The sequence below is a fragment of the Clostridium sp. Marseille-P3244 genome (genome assembly GCF_900120155.1).
In the GTDB taxonomy this organism is placed as follows: Bacteria; Bacillota; Clostridia; order Lachnospirales; family Lachnospiraceae; genus Mediterraneibacter.
On sequence record NZ_LT635549.1, the window covers coordinates 1,582,688 to 1,596,455 of the forward strand.

Here is a 13,768-nt window from a genome sequence, read left to right on the forward strand (position 1 = left end):
TCCGGCTGCTTCAGCAACAGCGCCTGATACATCCGGATCCGTCCATAAGTATCGTTACATTCATCCTCACTGATGATTTCTTTCATGGCATCCGCCAGATCCTGGTACTTCCATGGACGGTCTTTGTTTGCGAGATATTTATAGAAGCCCTGCCGGCTGATACCAAGCATCCGGCAATAAAATGAAATTTTTCCGGTAATCCTGCCGTCCTCTGTTTTCAAAGCGAGAAAGATCATTCTCTGGTTTTTGCTGACTTCCGACGGCTGGCGGCGAAAAAAGCGCTGGCTTCCTCCAGAAATTCATTTTCTTCCTTCAGGCGGCGGATTTCTTTATCCTGCTCCTTCACCCGCTTACGCAGCATGGTAATTTCTTCTGACAGGCTCATTGCACTGGCAGGGGTATGGGAACCTTCCCCAACATCCAGCTTACCAGCTCTTACAGCTTTCAGCCATGTATGGATGGTTCCTTCAGGGATTCCTAATTCTTTAGCAGCCTTAGCGCCGCCGATTTCTTTGGCAAGTTTCACTGCCTGTACTTTGTATTCATGGTCATATTTACGTGCCACTTTGAATACCTCCTTATTCTCTTGGTTTTATTATGAAATCCTTGAGAATAAGCTGTCAACTTTTTTTATACCACACCATATTGAACGTATCAAAAGTCACAAAGGAGAGATTTTGCTATGGATAAATTCGTTTTAAAGGCCCCGTATCAGCCCACAGGTGATCAGCCGCAGGCAATCGAGGCGCTTGTAAAAGGGTTCAAGGAAGGCAATCAATGCCAGACTTTACTAGGGGTTACGGGTTCTGGAAAGACGTTTACGATGGCCAACGTGATCGAGCAGTTGCAGAAACCGACACTGGTCATTGCCCATAATAAAACACTGGCCGCTCAGTTGTACGGAGAATTTAAGGAGATGTTCCCTGATAACGCAGTGGAATATTTTGTCTCCTAGTGTGCCGGAGCCGGAAAATGAGGTATATTTAGTACTTTTTCGTGCTATTAAGTCCGGATTTTGTGGACAGAATAGGACGAGACGGAATGGATGATTCCAGGCGGACAAAATGATTTTGTGACTTTTTCTGTAAAAAAATTCGTAATGGGATTGCAGTAGAATAGATAATTGGAAAATATAGAAACCATTTAAAAATATAAAAAATCTAACATCTACTGAGTGAAGAATTGGTAAAAGAATAAAATCAAGTTTTATGATGACGTTTATTCTTGATTAAAGTATACGGCTTTTTTATGCCTATTTTTAATACATAGTAATTTCTCAGCGCAGGAAAATAGCTATTACATTTTCAAAAAGTAGGAAACTGTTATCTCTAATTGCAAAGCTAATCTACAAGAATAGTATTTAACTAGTATGGCTTCGAACGATTATGGGTGCTGAAATGTCCGTTTTATCTATATTTTTCGTATAATTCGGACTGAAAAACACGAGGTGGACGGAATAACACGAATTGGATTTGTGACCTAATTTCGTGTAAGGATATATATGAAAGATAATGATTAGATTTGTGAAGGGCGTTTTAGAAAAGAATATTTATTCTATTGATATAATTGGCATTATGATGGATTCTTTTTGTTTATGATTTATGGTATGATAAAAATAACATAGCGGAACAGTGAAGGTATGTACATATAAAGGTGAGAAGATGATTAAGGAAGTACTTCAGACAGACCAGATTAATACAGATGCAGATTCAAGTATTAAAGGCATTGGTTTGCAAAAGATACGTGCTGCTGAGAGATTGTTAGGAGCCCTTTTAGAGAATAAGAGGGCTGTGTTTTGTACTATTGAACATGTTGATGATGTCTTAGAAATTGATGTAGAGCATGAAACTACTAATTATACGGCGGAACAAAATAAATCGTATTCTACAGATTTTTCAATAAATAGTCATGAAGTAAAGAATTCTTTAAGAATTTTCTTTGATACTTGGTATGGTACAGTTGAAGTATCTGAGAGTATCAAATTTGTTTTTTACACAAATACAAATATTAAAAAAGAAAATAAAGTTGGCGAATTAAAAAAAATAAAAGAGACGTTACCAGAAGAACCGTTAATTCAATTGTTGTGTGAAAAGAGATATGATGAAGCGTTTCCTTTCGTTTTGCCTGTTTTTAGGGCATATTATTTAGAACAACATAAAAAGCATATCAACAAAGAAGAAGATATAGAACTTTTTGAAAAAATATTAGATTCTATGGATAAAGAAAAATGGAAAAAATTTTTTGATTTGATAGAATGGAATTTTGGAAAGGCTGATGAGATTGGAATAAGGAAAAATGTTGAAAGATTAGTGGGAGAGATATGTCTTAAATATAATGTGAATGAAAAATATATACCTGCAATCGTTGCACAAATGCTAGATATGATAGAATCCAGAAAGTTTGAAGATGATTTTTTATGTCGTATTGTACATGTGGCGGAGATTAAATCTTTATTTTTGGAATTTGCACAAGAGGCTAAAATACAAGAGAAATTAGATCCAATGTATGAAAAATGGGATGATATACAATGTGACGATGTAAGAAATATAAATGAAAAGTTTTTATGTGTATGTCCAGATTTTGAAAAAGATTCTTTGGAAGAACTGGAAGAGGAATATATTGATGGTGCATATGAGCAAAGCCATCATCAAAATCATAGACAAGTAAAGGCGTATAATTACAGAGTATATAAAGTGTGTCAGAAGAAAATAAAGAAATTCTTGAAGGAGCGAAATGGTGCTTTTACACAAGATGAAATAGAAGTGTTTATTGAAGAACTAACATGTGAAGCGTATAAGCTCATCCAAGATAAAGCTAAAACATACGATATAGCATTTGAAGATCAGGATATGATAAGAAAAACAATAATTATATTGTTTCAAGAGTGCTATCTGGCATTAGATGAAGGGGGAACGTAAATGGATAGTAAAAAAAGAATGATGTTCATTCTTGAAGAAGATTATTACTTTATTACAATAAAACTCCTTTCAATTTTAAAGGCTCTGGATTGTAACAAAAAACCATTTGAAGACTATAGAAAATTAGGAATAGTATTAGAAGCTATAAAGAGTGAAGAGAATATCAGATTTCTACAGAAATTAATACATCATAGTCAACTAAATATTTTTGATAATGATAAAGTGATTAAGTTTTTTTGCGATTCAAGATTAAATGTTTCTATAATAAAGCGAGTTCTCTTTTTTTTGGAAAAACAAAATATGGTTGAACTGACCAGAAGTGTTAAAAATAGTAATATTGATGTCACTTTAAAAGAAAGTAAAGCATTTAATGATCTGATAGAAATGAAAATATTGGATGAGGATTTAAATAGATGTTTTACTGTAAGAAAACTAATTCCCAGAATAAGAAGTTTGAAATTGGAAACATTGCAAAAAAAGGTGTTCGGATATGATGAGGTGTCAAAATGGGAAGATTAGCTATTAGAAGAGTTGTGTATAGTGGAGATAAATATAGTTTCGAATCGCCTTATTTGAATGATGGAATCGTAATAATGGAAGGCGTAAATGGGCATGGGAAAAGCACGTTCATGAATTTGATTTATTATGGATTGGGAGGACGAGTACAAGCATTTAATAAAAATGATGATAATGATTTCCAAAAACATAATGAGATATTTTATGATACAAATAACTATGTTGAATTACTAATTGAAATTGATGACGAAAAGTATGAACTAACGCGTTATATAGGAGACAACTTAATATTTGTAGTTGGAGAAGATGAGAAAGTCAGTGAAACTTGTGTATTAAGAAGTCAAAGTGATGAACATACTATAGTTTTTTCTGATTGGATATTAGAGAAATTAAATATAAAGGTTTTTGACATTGTACAAGGGACAAGAAGCTTCAAACTTAATTTTACAGATTTAATGAGATTGGTTTATCATGATCAAGAAACCGGGGTTGATAAAGTTTATAAAGAAGCGGATAATTCTAATTTTTTGTCAGATTCATTGGAGATTAGGAAAGCAATATTCGAGATTTTGCTTGGGAAGACATACAATGATTATTATTCAGCATTGGGACAGTATAAATTAACACTGAAAGAGCTTGAGAAAGCGCAAGCAGTTATGGATAGTTATGATGAATTCCTTGGAGAGGTTTTAGACTATGATTTGGCGAATGTTGTTCATATTAATTCAATGATATCAGAGAATCAGGAAATGATAGAGAAAGTTCAAATAGAACGAGAAATTGCGTCAAGAGAACAAAGTAACTCAGATGAAATTTGGAAACTAATAGGTCAACAAAAAAATGAGTTGATGTTAAACCAACACAAATTGGAAGAGTGGGAATCTGCAAAAAATTTAACAACACAATCTATTGATAAAATTTTGTATTTGATTGATGAATCGGAAAAAGAACTGAGTGAAATTGAAAAAATTAGGCTTGTTAATAAAAAATTAAAATTGTTTACTCCTAATACGTGCCCTTACTGTTTAAGAGAAGTAGAACGTGAAAAAGGGAAATGTATATGTGGAAACGACATTGAAGAAGAACAGTATGAAAAATTTTTTTATACAGATGAAGAATATTTAGACATTTTGAAAGTAAAGAAAAAATCTATTCAGTCGCTTGAACAGTTATTAGAAAGAAAAAGTCAACGATTGAAAATAATAATTGGTCATATTGAAAAAACAGAACAATCTATTGAAAAAATAAGGCTTTATATTAATGAATTGACGAAGGATATTGCAACAAATTATAATTCAGCATATATTCGTCAACTTGATGATCGAGAACGAGAATTAAATGAAATAGTATTGGAGTTGCAGCAGGCAGAAGATTTGGCAAAAAAAAGAGAAACACTTGCTTCTCAGGTGATTCAGCTAAGAAATAAAGTAGAAGGCTTAAAAATAAGGGTAGATTCTTTTCTTAATACAGCAAGGGAAGATATGTTGAATAAGAAGAAGGACTTTGATGAAGTTTATTTTAGTCTAATGGAACGTGCTGATGAACATTGTTATTCTGCGTATATAGGAGATGATTATATGCCTCATATAAATTGGGGAGCCTATCGTGAAAGAAGTGCAGCCGTTCCCAAAAGGTTAATGTATTTTTTGACATTGTTGATTGAAAGTTTAAAAAATGAAGCTAATTTTCCAAGATTTTTAATGATTGATACACCAAATAAGGAGGGAATTGATAAAGAAAATTTAATTAAAAATATTGGTTTATTAGCAGAGGCTGATAAATATACGGAAGAAATGAAAACCCAATATCAAATAATATTAACAACTGGAATAGATACATATCCAGAAGATTTCAAAAATAAAGTTTTTTACAAGTTGGAAGGTGAAAATTATTTATTACAGGAGAATAATGAGAAATAGGAAATCTAAGCAAACTGTTTGCTTTACGCAGGTAGCCTAAGTTTCATTTGACAAAATTATACTTGCAATAATTATTATTTAATATGTAGGAAGAAATCAATCTATACATAGGGAGTTTATCACTGCTCATAGGTGTGTAGGCTCCCTATTTTTGGACAAAACTCTAAAGATTTCGCTACACGCTCTTATTTGACGCTTACGAAATAAAGAGTGGAGAAGTAGCGAAAGCTACCTCTTTTACATAAGATAGTAAAAGAGAATTATCTTCGTGAATGAATTAAAAAAAATTGTTAAAAATATTTGAAGCCAATTGCTTTTCAAGCAACTTCAATGTATAATTAAATCGCAAAAATAGAGGGAAAACATTGACTGTTATTGATTAGAAATGTATAATAATTAGAATGTGCACATAATAGTTGATTAATGGGTAGATGTAACGAGGAGGTAGATTATGGCTAACACAGGAAGGAAGATTGGCGTTAATATCTTTACGTTAATGCAGAACGCTGGAATTAGTCGAGAAGATTTGGCTGAAAAGTTGAACTATTCATATAGAGATATGTGTAGGATTCTCGAAGGCAAGCTGATGCTACCACCTGCAGAAGTGAGAAAGATTGCAGAATTTTTTGGTAAAACAAAGCAAGAATTAGTTCACTATGAAGCTGATAGATTTGTTCCAGAATTGCAATATATGAAAGAATTTAGCGATACAAACAATTTAGACAAGATTTTAGACTTGTTGGATGAATATGTAGATTTAAAGGAAGCTATGTAATATGAGGCTGTACGGTTTTCGTGCAGCCTTTTCTTCTAGAGGTGGTATTATGGATTGGAAAGAAATTGACAAAGTTATTCAGAAAATTGTTTCTGATATAAAAGACAAATGCATTGTTAAGAATGTAGCTATTAGGGATAATATTTTTGGCATATTAGAAGATAATTGCACAGTAATCTACTATCCATTAGAGAATGAGAAAAATCGTGGCTTTCATATTAAGAGAATAGTAAAAAATGAATTAGAAGATTTTGTGTATATAAATACTGCAAAACCAATTGCAGAACAGATTTTTGCTGCTGCACATGAATTTGGACATATTTTTGAAGTATCTGATAAAGTTTGGAAGATGATGGAATATTCTGGATTCCCGACAGAAGAAGATGAAGAAAATATTACAAACAGATTCGCTGCAGAACTTCTCATGCCTGCCGAGGTATTCAAGCAATCTTTTTTGGAAAACATGAAGGAATCGGGAATAAAAAGCGGAAAGGTGAAAGTAGATGATTTGGTTCGTGTAATGGTAATGCAGATGAATGCGTTCATGGTTCCATATGAAGCGGTCAGAAGAAGATTAGTAGAAGTAGGACTCATGCAACAGAGTGCAGCGGACTTTTTGGAATCTAAGGAAGAAGAAATATTACATTTAGTGGAACTGCTGACTCAGTATCAAAATTCCTATCTGGAAAAGGGAACAGGAAGAAAGACCATTTCTGGAATTAGAGAATTAATAGAAGAGGCTGAAACACAAGAAAATATAGATGATTTTTTAGTAAAAAGAATCAAAAGAGATTTAGAAATCGTGGATATGCCTGAAACAGATGAATTGGAGATTAATATAGGGGATAAGGACAATGAGTAAAAAGGAAGCAATAGTTGACACATGCTTTTTTAACAAGTTGTCTAATAATGGAAAAAACATTGAAGCTTTTAAAAAGGTATTAGTGGATTTAGAATACAAACCAGTCGTTCACCCATATATTGCAGAGAAAGAATTAGATGTATTCCCTCATTTTAATAAATTGATAGAGGAAGGATTTATTCGGAAAGCGGAGTACAGCGAATTCATAGAAGATGAGGACGATGCTGAGCTGTATGAACAATATTTTCCAGAACTGTATGAGGAAATGAGGGAATATCTTGAAATAAAAGGGGAAAAAAAGCGAATTGAAAAGCTGGCAATACCAAAGGGTCAAACGATATACACATATCGTCGAGCTGGTATGAGTTTGGGAGACGTTCATTGGTGTGCTACCCGTCAAGTAGACAATGAAAAAAATATAAAATTTTTGTGTTGCCCGGCTTGTGCCGGGCAATCTTTTTATGCGGCTAATAACCGTTCATGAAATTCAAACGGTGTTAATACATCAAGGCCCCTTTGCGGGCGGTCATTTATGTAATAGTCTATATATGCCGTTATCGCTTGTACAAGTTCCTCTCTGGTATGATACTTCTTCCCATAATACATTTCGCGTTTTAGTATCCCCCAGAATCCTTCCATAGGTCCATTATCCGTACAGTGTGCTACTCGGGACATGCTCTGTGTCATTCCCGCGTCTATTAGCTTTTGGTGAAACGCGCGGGAGGTATATTGGAAGCCCCGGTCACTATGAAAGATTGGATGAGCTCCCGGATTGTTCTTTACTGCCTGATCGAAAGTATCAAATACCAATTGATTGTTATTGTGATCACTTAACACATATGCAACTGGACGATGATCACATAAGTCCAGAATCACACTCAGGTATAGCTTATGGATATGATCAAATGAAGTGCCATACTTAAACTCTGTTACATCAGTTACCCATTTCTTGTTCAGACCATCTGCATGAAAGTCTCTGTTTAAAACATTTTCTGCTATAAAAGCCGGATTTTTTGATGGCCGGGTACAGCCGTCATAACGATATCTCAAGTTTGATCTTATCTGCTGTTTTCTGCATATGCGCAGGATTCTTTTGTCATTTACTTTGATGCCGTTATCGTGACGGAGCTTGTCATTTAATCTCCGATATCCCATGTCAGGATGTTCTTGATGGATTGCTTCCAACCGGTCAGAAATCTGTTTGTTCAGCCGGTCATTTGCTGTTTCTATACGGTTCAGCCATTTGTAGTAAGCCGCTCTTGTAATGCCGCCAAGTTTACATAAGGATCGGATCGAGTAATGGTGTTCTTCATGTTCCTCTTTGATCACCTGATAAATGTGTTTGTTTCTTTGCCGGCTCAGCCCCGCCTCCTTTCGATTTCTGCAAGTTTTTTTAGGAAGTCCGCCTCCATTTGCGCGTGTTCTTTTTCTGCCCGCAAAATCCGGTTTTCTGCCCGCAGCTTTTCGAGTTCTGACATTTCCGCTTCTGGTTTTCGTTTTCCACGTCTGTCACGAAGAGCCTCCACTCCCTGCTTCTCGTATTTTATAGTATAATTACGTGCCTGTTGGTAAGAAATCTTAAACTGTTCTGATGTCTTGGCATAATTATGATCATGGGCAATGCAGTATTGCACGATTTCGACCCGTTCATCGAAAGTGGTTTTTCTTCCTTTGGTCATGATAGCATTTCCTCCTGTTCCGGAAGCTTTCAGCTTCTCATGTCCATTATACCTCAAAACCCACTTCCTGATTGTATCTTCGGAAGGAATGTTATAGGTGACTGCCAGTTCCCTGTAAGATCCTTCTCCGTTTAGATACGCTTCAACAACATCTTTTTTAAAGGAGGCTGAATAGGATTGATTGTGCCCTGTTCTGAGGAAAGCGGATTCTCCAAATGCTTTATACTTGTTAACCCATCTTCTAAAAACGGTTTCATTCACTCCAAGTTCGCTGGCGTGTGATAGATAGGATCCGTTTCCTGAAATGTAATCTTTTACAGCCTGCAGCTTCACTTCTGGTAATATTCCTCTAGGCATAATAAAACTCCCCTCCAGATAAACAGTTTTATTATTTCAACTGTCTACCTAAAGGGGAGCATATCACATATGACATTGATGGCCTTTTTTATGAGATTACCGATCATTCTTTCAGAGGATGGAGATATTGAATTTCTTCGTTCTGTTGCGAAAAGAAAAATATCGAGTAATTCCTACAATTTGGATATATATAATGTTATGGACTTGATTATGATGATTGCACAAAAGGAAGATACTACATTTTCTAAAAAGGAATTGGAAAAAGTGGTTTTAGAGGTTAAGGAGAGGGCAAGATTATCTGAAGTCAAGCAAGCATGGAATGAGACCCATTCAAATGCATAATGACATATGAACAATAGGAATAAAATTGAATAGTAGTACATAGTAGTCATATCGCATATGTTAGGGCATTCAAAAGAGATTATATCAGCAGACGTCTATGGGGATACTGCTGAAATCATTGAAGATTGCTTATATGCTATCGAACCATTTATGGAAGAAGTTCTTCCGGAAAGCCGGGAAGAGAAATACTATGATTACTCCGATCTGAAGGAAATAGACGAGGCAGCCGAGGAATATTTAATGGCGGCATGACAACAATATAAGGAAGAAAGTATAAAAAAGTACAGATGTACACTCGAACATTTGTACTTTTTTTACTTTTCATCCTATATACTTTTATCATTATCTTTGCTATAATGTCCGAAAAGGGCAGAGACAGATATTTGCAAGGCAGACTGTCATGCTTGCATGAACAGTCGGTATTGCATATATCTGACGAGCGAAGCGACCGAGGAAAACCGAAGGTTTTTCGAGGTGCTCTGCCCGTTAGTGTTACTTCGTGTTATTTAGTCCTCGAAAAAGTGTTTTGTGACTTTTGCCTTTCTGGATTCGTAATGGAGTCCTATAAGGCTATTATTTTGACATTTTCGTTACGAATGAATTTTTTGAGGGTGGCTGATATTGAACGTATCAAAAGTCACAAAGGAGAGATTTTGCTATGGATAAATTCGTTTTAAAGGCCCCGTATCAGCCAACAGGCGATCAGCCGCAGGCAATCGAGGCGCTTGTAAAAGGGTTCAAGGAAGGCAATCAATGCCAGACTTTACTAGGGGTTACGGGTTCTGGAAAGACGTTTACGATGGCCAACGTGATCGAACAGTTGCAGAAACCGACACTGGTCATTGCCCATAATAAAACACTGGCCGCTCAGTTGTACGGAGAATTCAAGGAGATGTTTCCTGATAACGCAGTGGAATATTTCGTCTCCTAGTGTGCCGGGGCCGGAAAATGAGGTATATTTAGTGCTTTCTCGTGCTGCTTCGTCCAGATTTTGTGGACAGAATGATACTAAACGGACTGGATGATACCAGGCGGACAAAATGATTTTGTGACTTTTTGCAAGAAAAATTCGTAATGAAATTTAGAAGGGGATAATAGAAAATTTGAAATATAGAGATCGTAAGAATAAGGCGTTTAAATTATTTGACTCTTCATATGGTTCATATATTCCAGCCTTTGCTTTAATTGAAATAGAAGATATTATTGATTTTCAGAATTTTGAAAATAATCATGATGAGCTGAAAGGAACTTTTATTCATGAATATTGTCATTATTTACAGGATGTTTCAACAACCTATGGATTCATCAATTTCATATACAGTTTACAAGAATTATTTTTGAAATTGGGAATGGTTATCAATCTTCATAGAAAAGATCTTCAATATAATAGAGATATTTTTGGTCTACTTCGTGGAGATGATGAGATAAAGAACGATATATTTTATATCAACAAGATAGAAATAAAACCACATGAGTTTTTACAAGACTATCCAGAAGAAGAGGTCAAATGTGTAATAGTAACTTATAATGGAAAGTTGACATTTTGTTTTGGAAGCCTTTGTATTTCTGAAAGCATGGCATATCTTGTAGAAAAAAGATTGTATAAAATATGTGAGAGGGAAAGTGAATTTCCCTATAATGTATGCGAGATGATATGTGATAAAGAATATCCTGAATTTGCGAAGAATGAATTATTCGTATTGGCACTTTGTGAAATATCACTGTTAGAAAGAAACGCTGGAATATTCTTTATAACAGCATTAAGATTGATGAAGAAAAAGAATTTTCTTCCTCAAAATATTTTAGATATGGAGAAATTTCTTGATAAACATTTTGAAGTTGGATTTCGAGGATACAGAAATCAAATAGACGATATATTAACGGATTTGTATCCAGGTAAAAATGAAGAATTTGTAAAAGTAAGACAATGGATAATTTCACGATTTGAATTGGGGTGTATATATAGAGAACAAAGCAAAATGTTTATTAGCTTATCCCTTAGTTCTGAGAACATACAAGAGCGATATGGTAGGTGGCAATATATTATGAATCATTTTGGATGCCCTATTGTAATTGTTAAGGGGAGAAACGTTTTTGAAGGTGGGTATCTGGAAGGAAAAAGTATAGATTTACGATATATGTTGGGACCTTGGGCAATAGAAACAGCATTTGCTCGTGGAGGCAAAAGTTGCCCATTAAAAGAAATATGTAAAATGGATCAGGATAAGAAATATAGTTCTTTATGTGAAGAAAGATTAAAAGAAAAATTGAAAATAGATAATAATTGCTTTTTAGGATTGTTCTTTAAAGCTTATAACATCGAAATTTAATTACATAGCCGGAAGGTTTTCAATTTGCGAAAATCCTCCGGCTTTTTTCATGCCCATTTTTATACATAGCCATTTCCTCTACACGGGAAGATGGCTATTAAATTTTAGGAAAGGAGGGAAACGTTATGGCGAATTGCAAAGTAATTGCGATTGCCAACCAGAAAGGCGGAACGGGGAAAACTACCACAACCGTCAACTTAGGAATCGGGCTTGCCAGAGAAGGGAAAAAGGTACTTTTAGTAGACGCTGATCCACAGGGCGATCTGACAACCTCACTGGGATGGCCGGAGCAGGATAACCTTTCTGTGACACTTGCCACACAGTTAGAGGGGATTGTGGCTGACCGGGAAATGGATAGCCACGCCGGGATCTTACACCATGAGGAAGGCGTTGATCTGATCCCGTCCAATATTGAACTGGCAGGATTGGAAGTTATGCTTGTCAATGCCATGAGCCGGGAACTCACTCTGAAAAATTATCTCAATGAAGTGAAAAGCGGGTATGACTATGTGCTGATTGACTGTATGCCGAGTTTGGGTATGCTGACGATCAATGCGCTGGCGGCGTCTGACAGTGTGATTGTACCGGTACAGGCCCAGTATCTTCCGGCAAAGGGAATGACACAGCTTATGAAAACAATCGGGAAAGTGCAAAGGCAGATCAATCCGGCGCTGAAGGTGGACGGTGTACTTTTGACACTTGCGGATATGCGGACAAATCTGGCTCGTGTGACCGCAGAAAGTATCCGTCAGAATTACGGGCGTATGATTAAGGTTTACCAGACTGTCATTCCGGTTGGCGTGAAAGCGGCGGAAACGAGTGCCGCAGGACAGAGCATTTATCGTTATGACAAAAACGGAACAGTGGCAAAAGCCTATGCGTCATTTACAAGGGAGGTGGTACGGGATGGCGAAAAGCAGAGAAATAAAGCTGAACCTTCCCGCAGCCGATGACCTGTTCAGCACACAGGAGGAACGTGACGAGGCAAAACGGGAGTATGTAGCAGATATTCCTCTGACGGAGATCAGCGACTTTCCAAATCATCCGTATAAAGTAAAGCAGGATGAAAGTATGCTGGAACTGGCAGCAAGTATCCGGGAGAAAGGCGTGGTCAATCCTGCTCTGGTGCGCCCGAAACCAGAAGGCGGTTTTGAAATGGTGGCAGGACACCGGAGAAAATTCGCCAGTGAGCTTGCAGGGAAAACGGTCATGCCCTGTATTGTGCGAAATCTGACAGATGATGAAGCTACAATTATCATGGTGGACTCTAACCTACAAAGGGAGAAAGTCTTACCGTCAGAAAAAGCCTTTGCCTATAAGATGAAACTGGACGCAATGAAACGACAGCAAGGATTCAGAAGTGATTTAACTTCTGCAACACTGTTGCAGAGGTCAGAGAAAAAATCCTCAAGACAGCTTTTAGCAGAGGAAGTGGGAGAAAGCCATGAACAGATAAGAAAATATATCCGTCTTACTGAACTTATCACACCTATTCTGGATATGGTGGATGAGGGAAAGATTGCCATGCGTCCAGCGGTAGAACTTTCTTACCTGCCGAAAGAGCAACAGCAGGTGCTTTTTGACACAATGGAATTGGAGGACTGTACGCCCAGCCACGCACAGGCGATTAAAATGCGGAAGTTTGCAGAGGCAGGAAAGCTGAATGAAGATGTGATTCTGTCGATCATGACCGAAGAAAAGCCGAACCAGGTGGAGCAGTTTAAAATCTCGAAAAAGAGGATTGACAAATATTTCTCTCCGGGAACCACGCCAAAGCAGATGGAGGACACGATCATTAAGGCGCTGGAACTGTACCGCAGACGGGAGAGAGGACGGGAAAGGTAAGGAGACGCCAAGGGGAAAGTGGGTTCCCTTGTGATTTCTCTTTTCCGGGTTCTCCGGTTTCCCCTCCCCACACCCTACCCCTTCCGGATTACCAGCAGTTTACCAGCCGAAAAGAAGAATAAGGAGCCGGTGGCTATCCACATTCCGCCGGATCAGTACCCAGCCCTGCCCGCAAGCAGGGATTTTTTTATGTGGGCCGAAAGGCCCAGAAATGGAGGAGAATGA

Annotated in this window: 14 protein-coding genes and 2 pseudogenes; 13 read left to right on the forward strand and 3 right to left on the reverse strand. The window is 36.7% G+C overall.

The window, feature by feature from the left end; all coding sequences use genetic code 11:
• Positions 1–232: 232 nt before the first annotated feature.
• A complete protein-coding gene (locus BQ7367_RS09345; RefSeq protein ID WP_072524275.1) occupies positions 233–565 on the reverse strand; it encodes a transposase in 333 nt (110 codons plus the stop codon).
• A gap of 117 nt (positions 566–682) precedes the next feature.
• Between BQ7367_RS09345 and BQ7367_RS09350 the strand changes: the two are divergent.
• The 7 genes and pseudogenes from BQ7367_RS09350 to BQ7367_RS09380 form a co-directional block, all read left to right on the forward strand.
• Positions 683–952: pseudogene (locus BQ7367_RS09350) on the forward strand (DEAD/DEAH box helicase family protein); the annotation flags it as partial.
• A 709-nt stretch (positions 953–1,661) separates the two neighbouring features.
• Complete coding sequence (locus tag BQ7367_RS09355; RefSeq protein WP_072525201.1) at positions 1,662–2,918, forward strand: hypothetical protein; 1,257 nt, start codon at positions 1,662–1,664, stop codon at positions 2,916–2,918.
• Positions 2,919–3,437, forward strand: a complete 519-nt coding sequence (locus BQ7367_RS09360; RefSeq protein WP_072525202.1) for a hypothetical protein — start codon at positions 2,919–2,921, stop codon at positions 3,435–3,437.
• A complete protein-coding gene (locus BQ7367_RS09365) occupies positions 3,425–5,353 on the forward strand; it encodes an AAA family ATPase (protein WP_072525203.1) in 1,929 nt (642 codons plus the stop codon). The genes BQ7367_RS09360 and BQ7367_RS09365 overlap by 13 nt, the downstream gene beginning before the upstream one ends.
• A 451-nt stretch (positions 5,354–5,804) precedes the next feature.
• Entirely contained in the window at positions 5,805–6,128 is a 324-nt protein-coding gene (locus BQ7367_RS09370; protein WP_072525204.1) for a helix-turn-helix domain-containing protein, read from the forward strand.
• Between the two features lie 49 nt (positions 6,129–6,177).
• Entirely contained in the window at positions 6,178–6,990 is an 813-nt protein-coding gene (locus BQ7367_RS09375; RefSeq protein WP_159431647.1) for an ImmA/IrrE family metallo-endopeptidase, read from the forward strand.
• Entirely contained in the window at positions 6,983–7,474 is a 492-nt protein-coding gene (locus BQ7367_RS09380; RefSeq protein WP_072525206.1) for a hypothetical protein, read from the forward strand. Before BQ7367_RS09375 ends, BQ7367_RS09380 begins: the two co-directional genes overlap by 8 nt.
• Here the strand turns inward: BQ7367_RS09380 and BQ7367_RS09385 are convergent.
• Together BQ7367_RS09385 and BQ7367_RS09390 are read right to left on the reverse strand one after the other, a co-directional pair.
• The gene (locus tag BQ7367_RS09385) at positions 7,450–8,319 is read right to left on the reverse strand and encodes an IS3 family transposase (protein WP_235837510.1); all 870 of its coding nucleotides are present in this window, start codon (positions 8,317–8,319) and stop codon (positions 7,450–7,452) included. The two genes, BQ7367_RS09380 and BQ7367_RS09385, sit on opposite strands and share 25 nt — an antisense overlap.
• A 29-nt stretch (positions 8,320–8,348) precedes the next feature.
• Entirely contained in the window at positions 8,349–9,026 is a 678-nt protein-coding gene (locus BQ7367_RS09390; RefSeq protein WP_072523737.1) for a helix-turn-helix domain-containing protein, read from the reverse strand.
• A 90-nt stretch (positions 9,027–9,116) separates the two neighbouring features.
• Between BQ7367_RS09390 and BQ7367_RS09395 the strand changes: the two genes are divergently transcribed.
• The 6 genes and pseudogenes from BQ7367_RS09395 (at position 9,117) to BQ7367_RS09425 (ending at position 13,543) form a co-directional block, all read left to right on the forward strand.
• Positions 9,117–9,368 carry a hypothetical protein gene (locus BQ7367_RS09395; protein WP_143142978.1) on the forward strand — a complete coding sequence of 84 codons (252 nt, stop codon included), beginning with the start codon at positions 9,117–9,119 and terminating at the stop codon, positions 9,366–9,368.
• A 57-nt stretch (positions 9,369–9,425) separates the two neighbouring features.
• Positions 9,426–9,620, forward strand: coding sequence for a hypothetical protein (locus tag BQ7367_RS09400; RefSeq protein ID WP_072525208.1), 195 nt, complete (start codon positions 9,426–9,428; stop codon positions 9,618–9,620).
• A gap of 406 nt (positions 9,621–10,026) precedes the next feature.
• Positions 10,027–10,296 (forward strand): annotated as a pseudogene (locus BQ7367_RS09410) (DEAD/DEAH box helicase family protein); the annotation flags it as partial.
• Positions 10,297–10,471: 175 nt separating this feature from the next.
• Positions 10,472–11,698, forward strand: a complete 1,227-nt coding sequence (locus BQ7367_RS09415) for a hypothetical protein (RefSeq protein ID WP_072525210.1) — start codon at positions 10,472–10,474, stop codon at positions 11,696–11,698.
• A gap of 125 nt (positions 11,699–11,823) precedes the next feature.
• Positions 11,824–12,651 carry a ParA family protein gene (locus BQ7367_RS09420; protein ID WP_072525211.1) on the forward strand — a complete coding sequence of 276 codons (828 nt, stop codon included), beginning with the start codon at positions 11,824–11,826 and terminating at the stop codon, positions 12,649–12,651.
• Entirely contained in the window at positions 12,605–13,543 is a 939-nt protein-coding gene (locus BQ7367_RS09425; protein ID WP_072525212.1) for a ParB/RepB/Spo0J family partition protein, read from the forward strand. The genes BQ7367_RS09420 and BQ7367_RS09425 overlap by 47 nt, the downstream gene beginning before the upstream one ends.
• The last annotated feature ends 225 nt before the right edge of the window (positions 13,544–13,768 follow it).

Excerpts from the sequence above, each read along its gene's own strand:
- BQ7367_RS09355 (WP_072525201.1), top strand. The coding sequence starts at position 1,662 with ATGATTAAGGAAGTACTTCAGACAGACCAGATTAATACAGATGCAGAT.
- BQ7367_RS09360 (WP_072525202.1), top strand. The coding sequence starts at position 2,919 with ATGGATAGTAAAAAAAGAATGATGTTCATTCTTGAAGAAGATTATTAC.
- BQ7367_RS09365 (WP_072525203.1), top strand. The coding sequence starts at position 3,425 with ATGGGAAGATTAGCTATTAGAAGAGTTGTGTATAGTGGAGATAAATAT.
- BQ7367_RS09370 (WP_072525204.1), top strand. The coding sequence starts at position 5,805 with ATGGCTAACACAGGAAGGAAGATTGGCGTTAATATCTTTACGTTAATG.
- BQ7367_RS09375 (WP_159431647.1), top strand. The coding sequence starts at position 6,178 with ATGGATTGGAAAGAAATTGACAAAGTTATTCAGAAAATTGTTTCTGAT.
- BQ7367_RS09380 (WP_072525206.1), top strand. The coding sequence starts at position 6,983 with ATGAGTAAAAAGGAAGCAATAGTTGACACATGCTTTTTTAACAAGTTG.
- BQ7367_RS09390 (WP_072523737.1), bottom strand. The coding sequence starts at position 9,026 with ATGCCTAGAGGAATATTACCAGAAGTGAAGCTGCAGGCTGTAAAAGAT.
- BQ7367_RS09395 (WP_143142978.1), top strand. The coding sequence starts at position 9,117 with ATGAGATTACCGATCATTCTTTCAGAGGATGGAGATATTGAATTTCTT.
- BQ7367_RS09400 (WP_072525208.1), top strand. The coding sequence starts at position 9,426 with ATGTTAGGGCATTCAAAAGAGATTATATCAGCAGACGTCTATGGGGAT.
- BQ7367_RS09420 (WP_072525211.1), top strand. The coding sequence starts at position 11,824 with ATGGCGAATTGCAAAGTAATTGCGATTGCCAACCAGAAAGGCGGAACG.
- BQ7367_RS09425 (WP_072525212.1), top strand. The coding sequence starts at position 12,605 with ATGGCGAAAAGCAGAGAAATAAAGCTGAACCTTCCCGCAGCCGATGAC.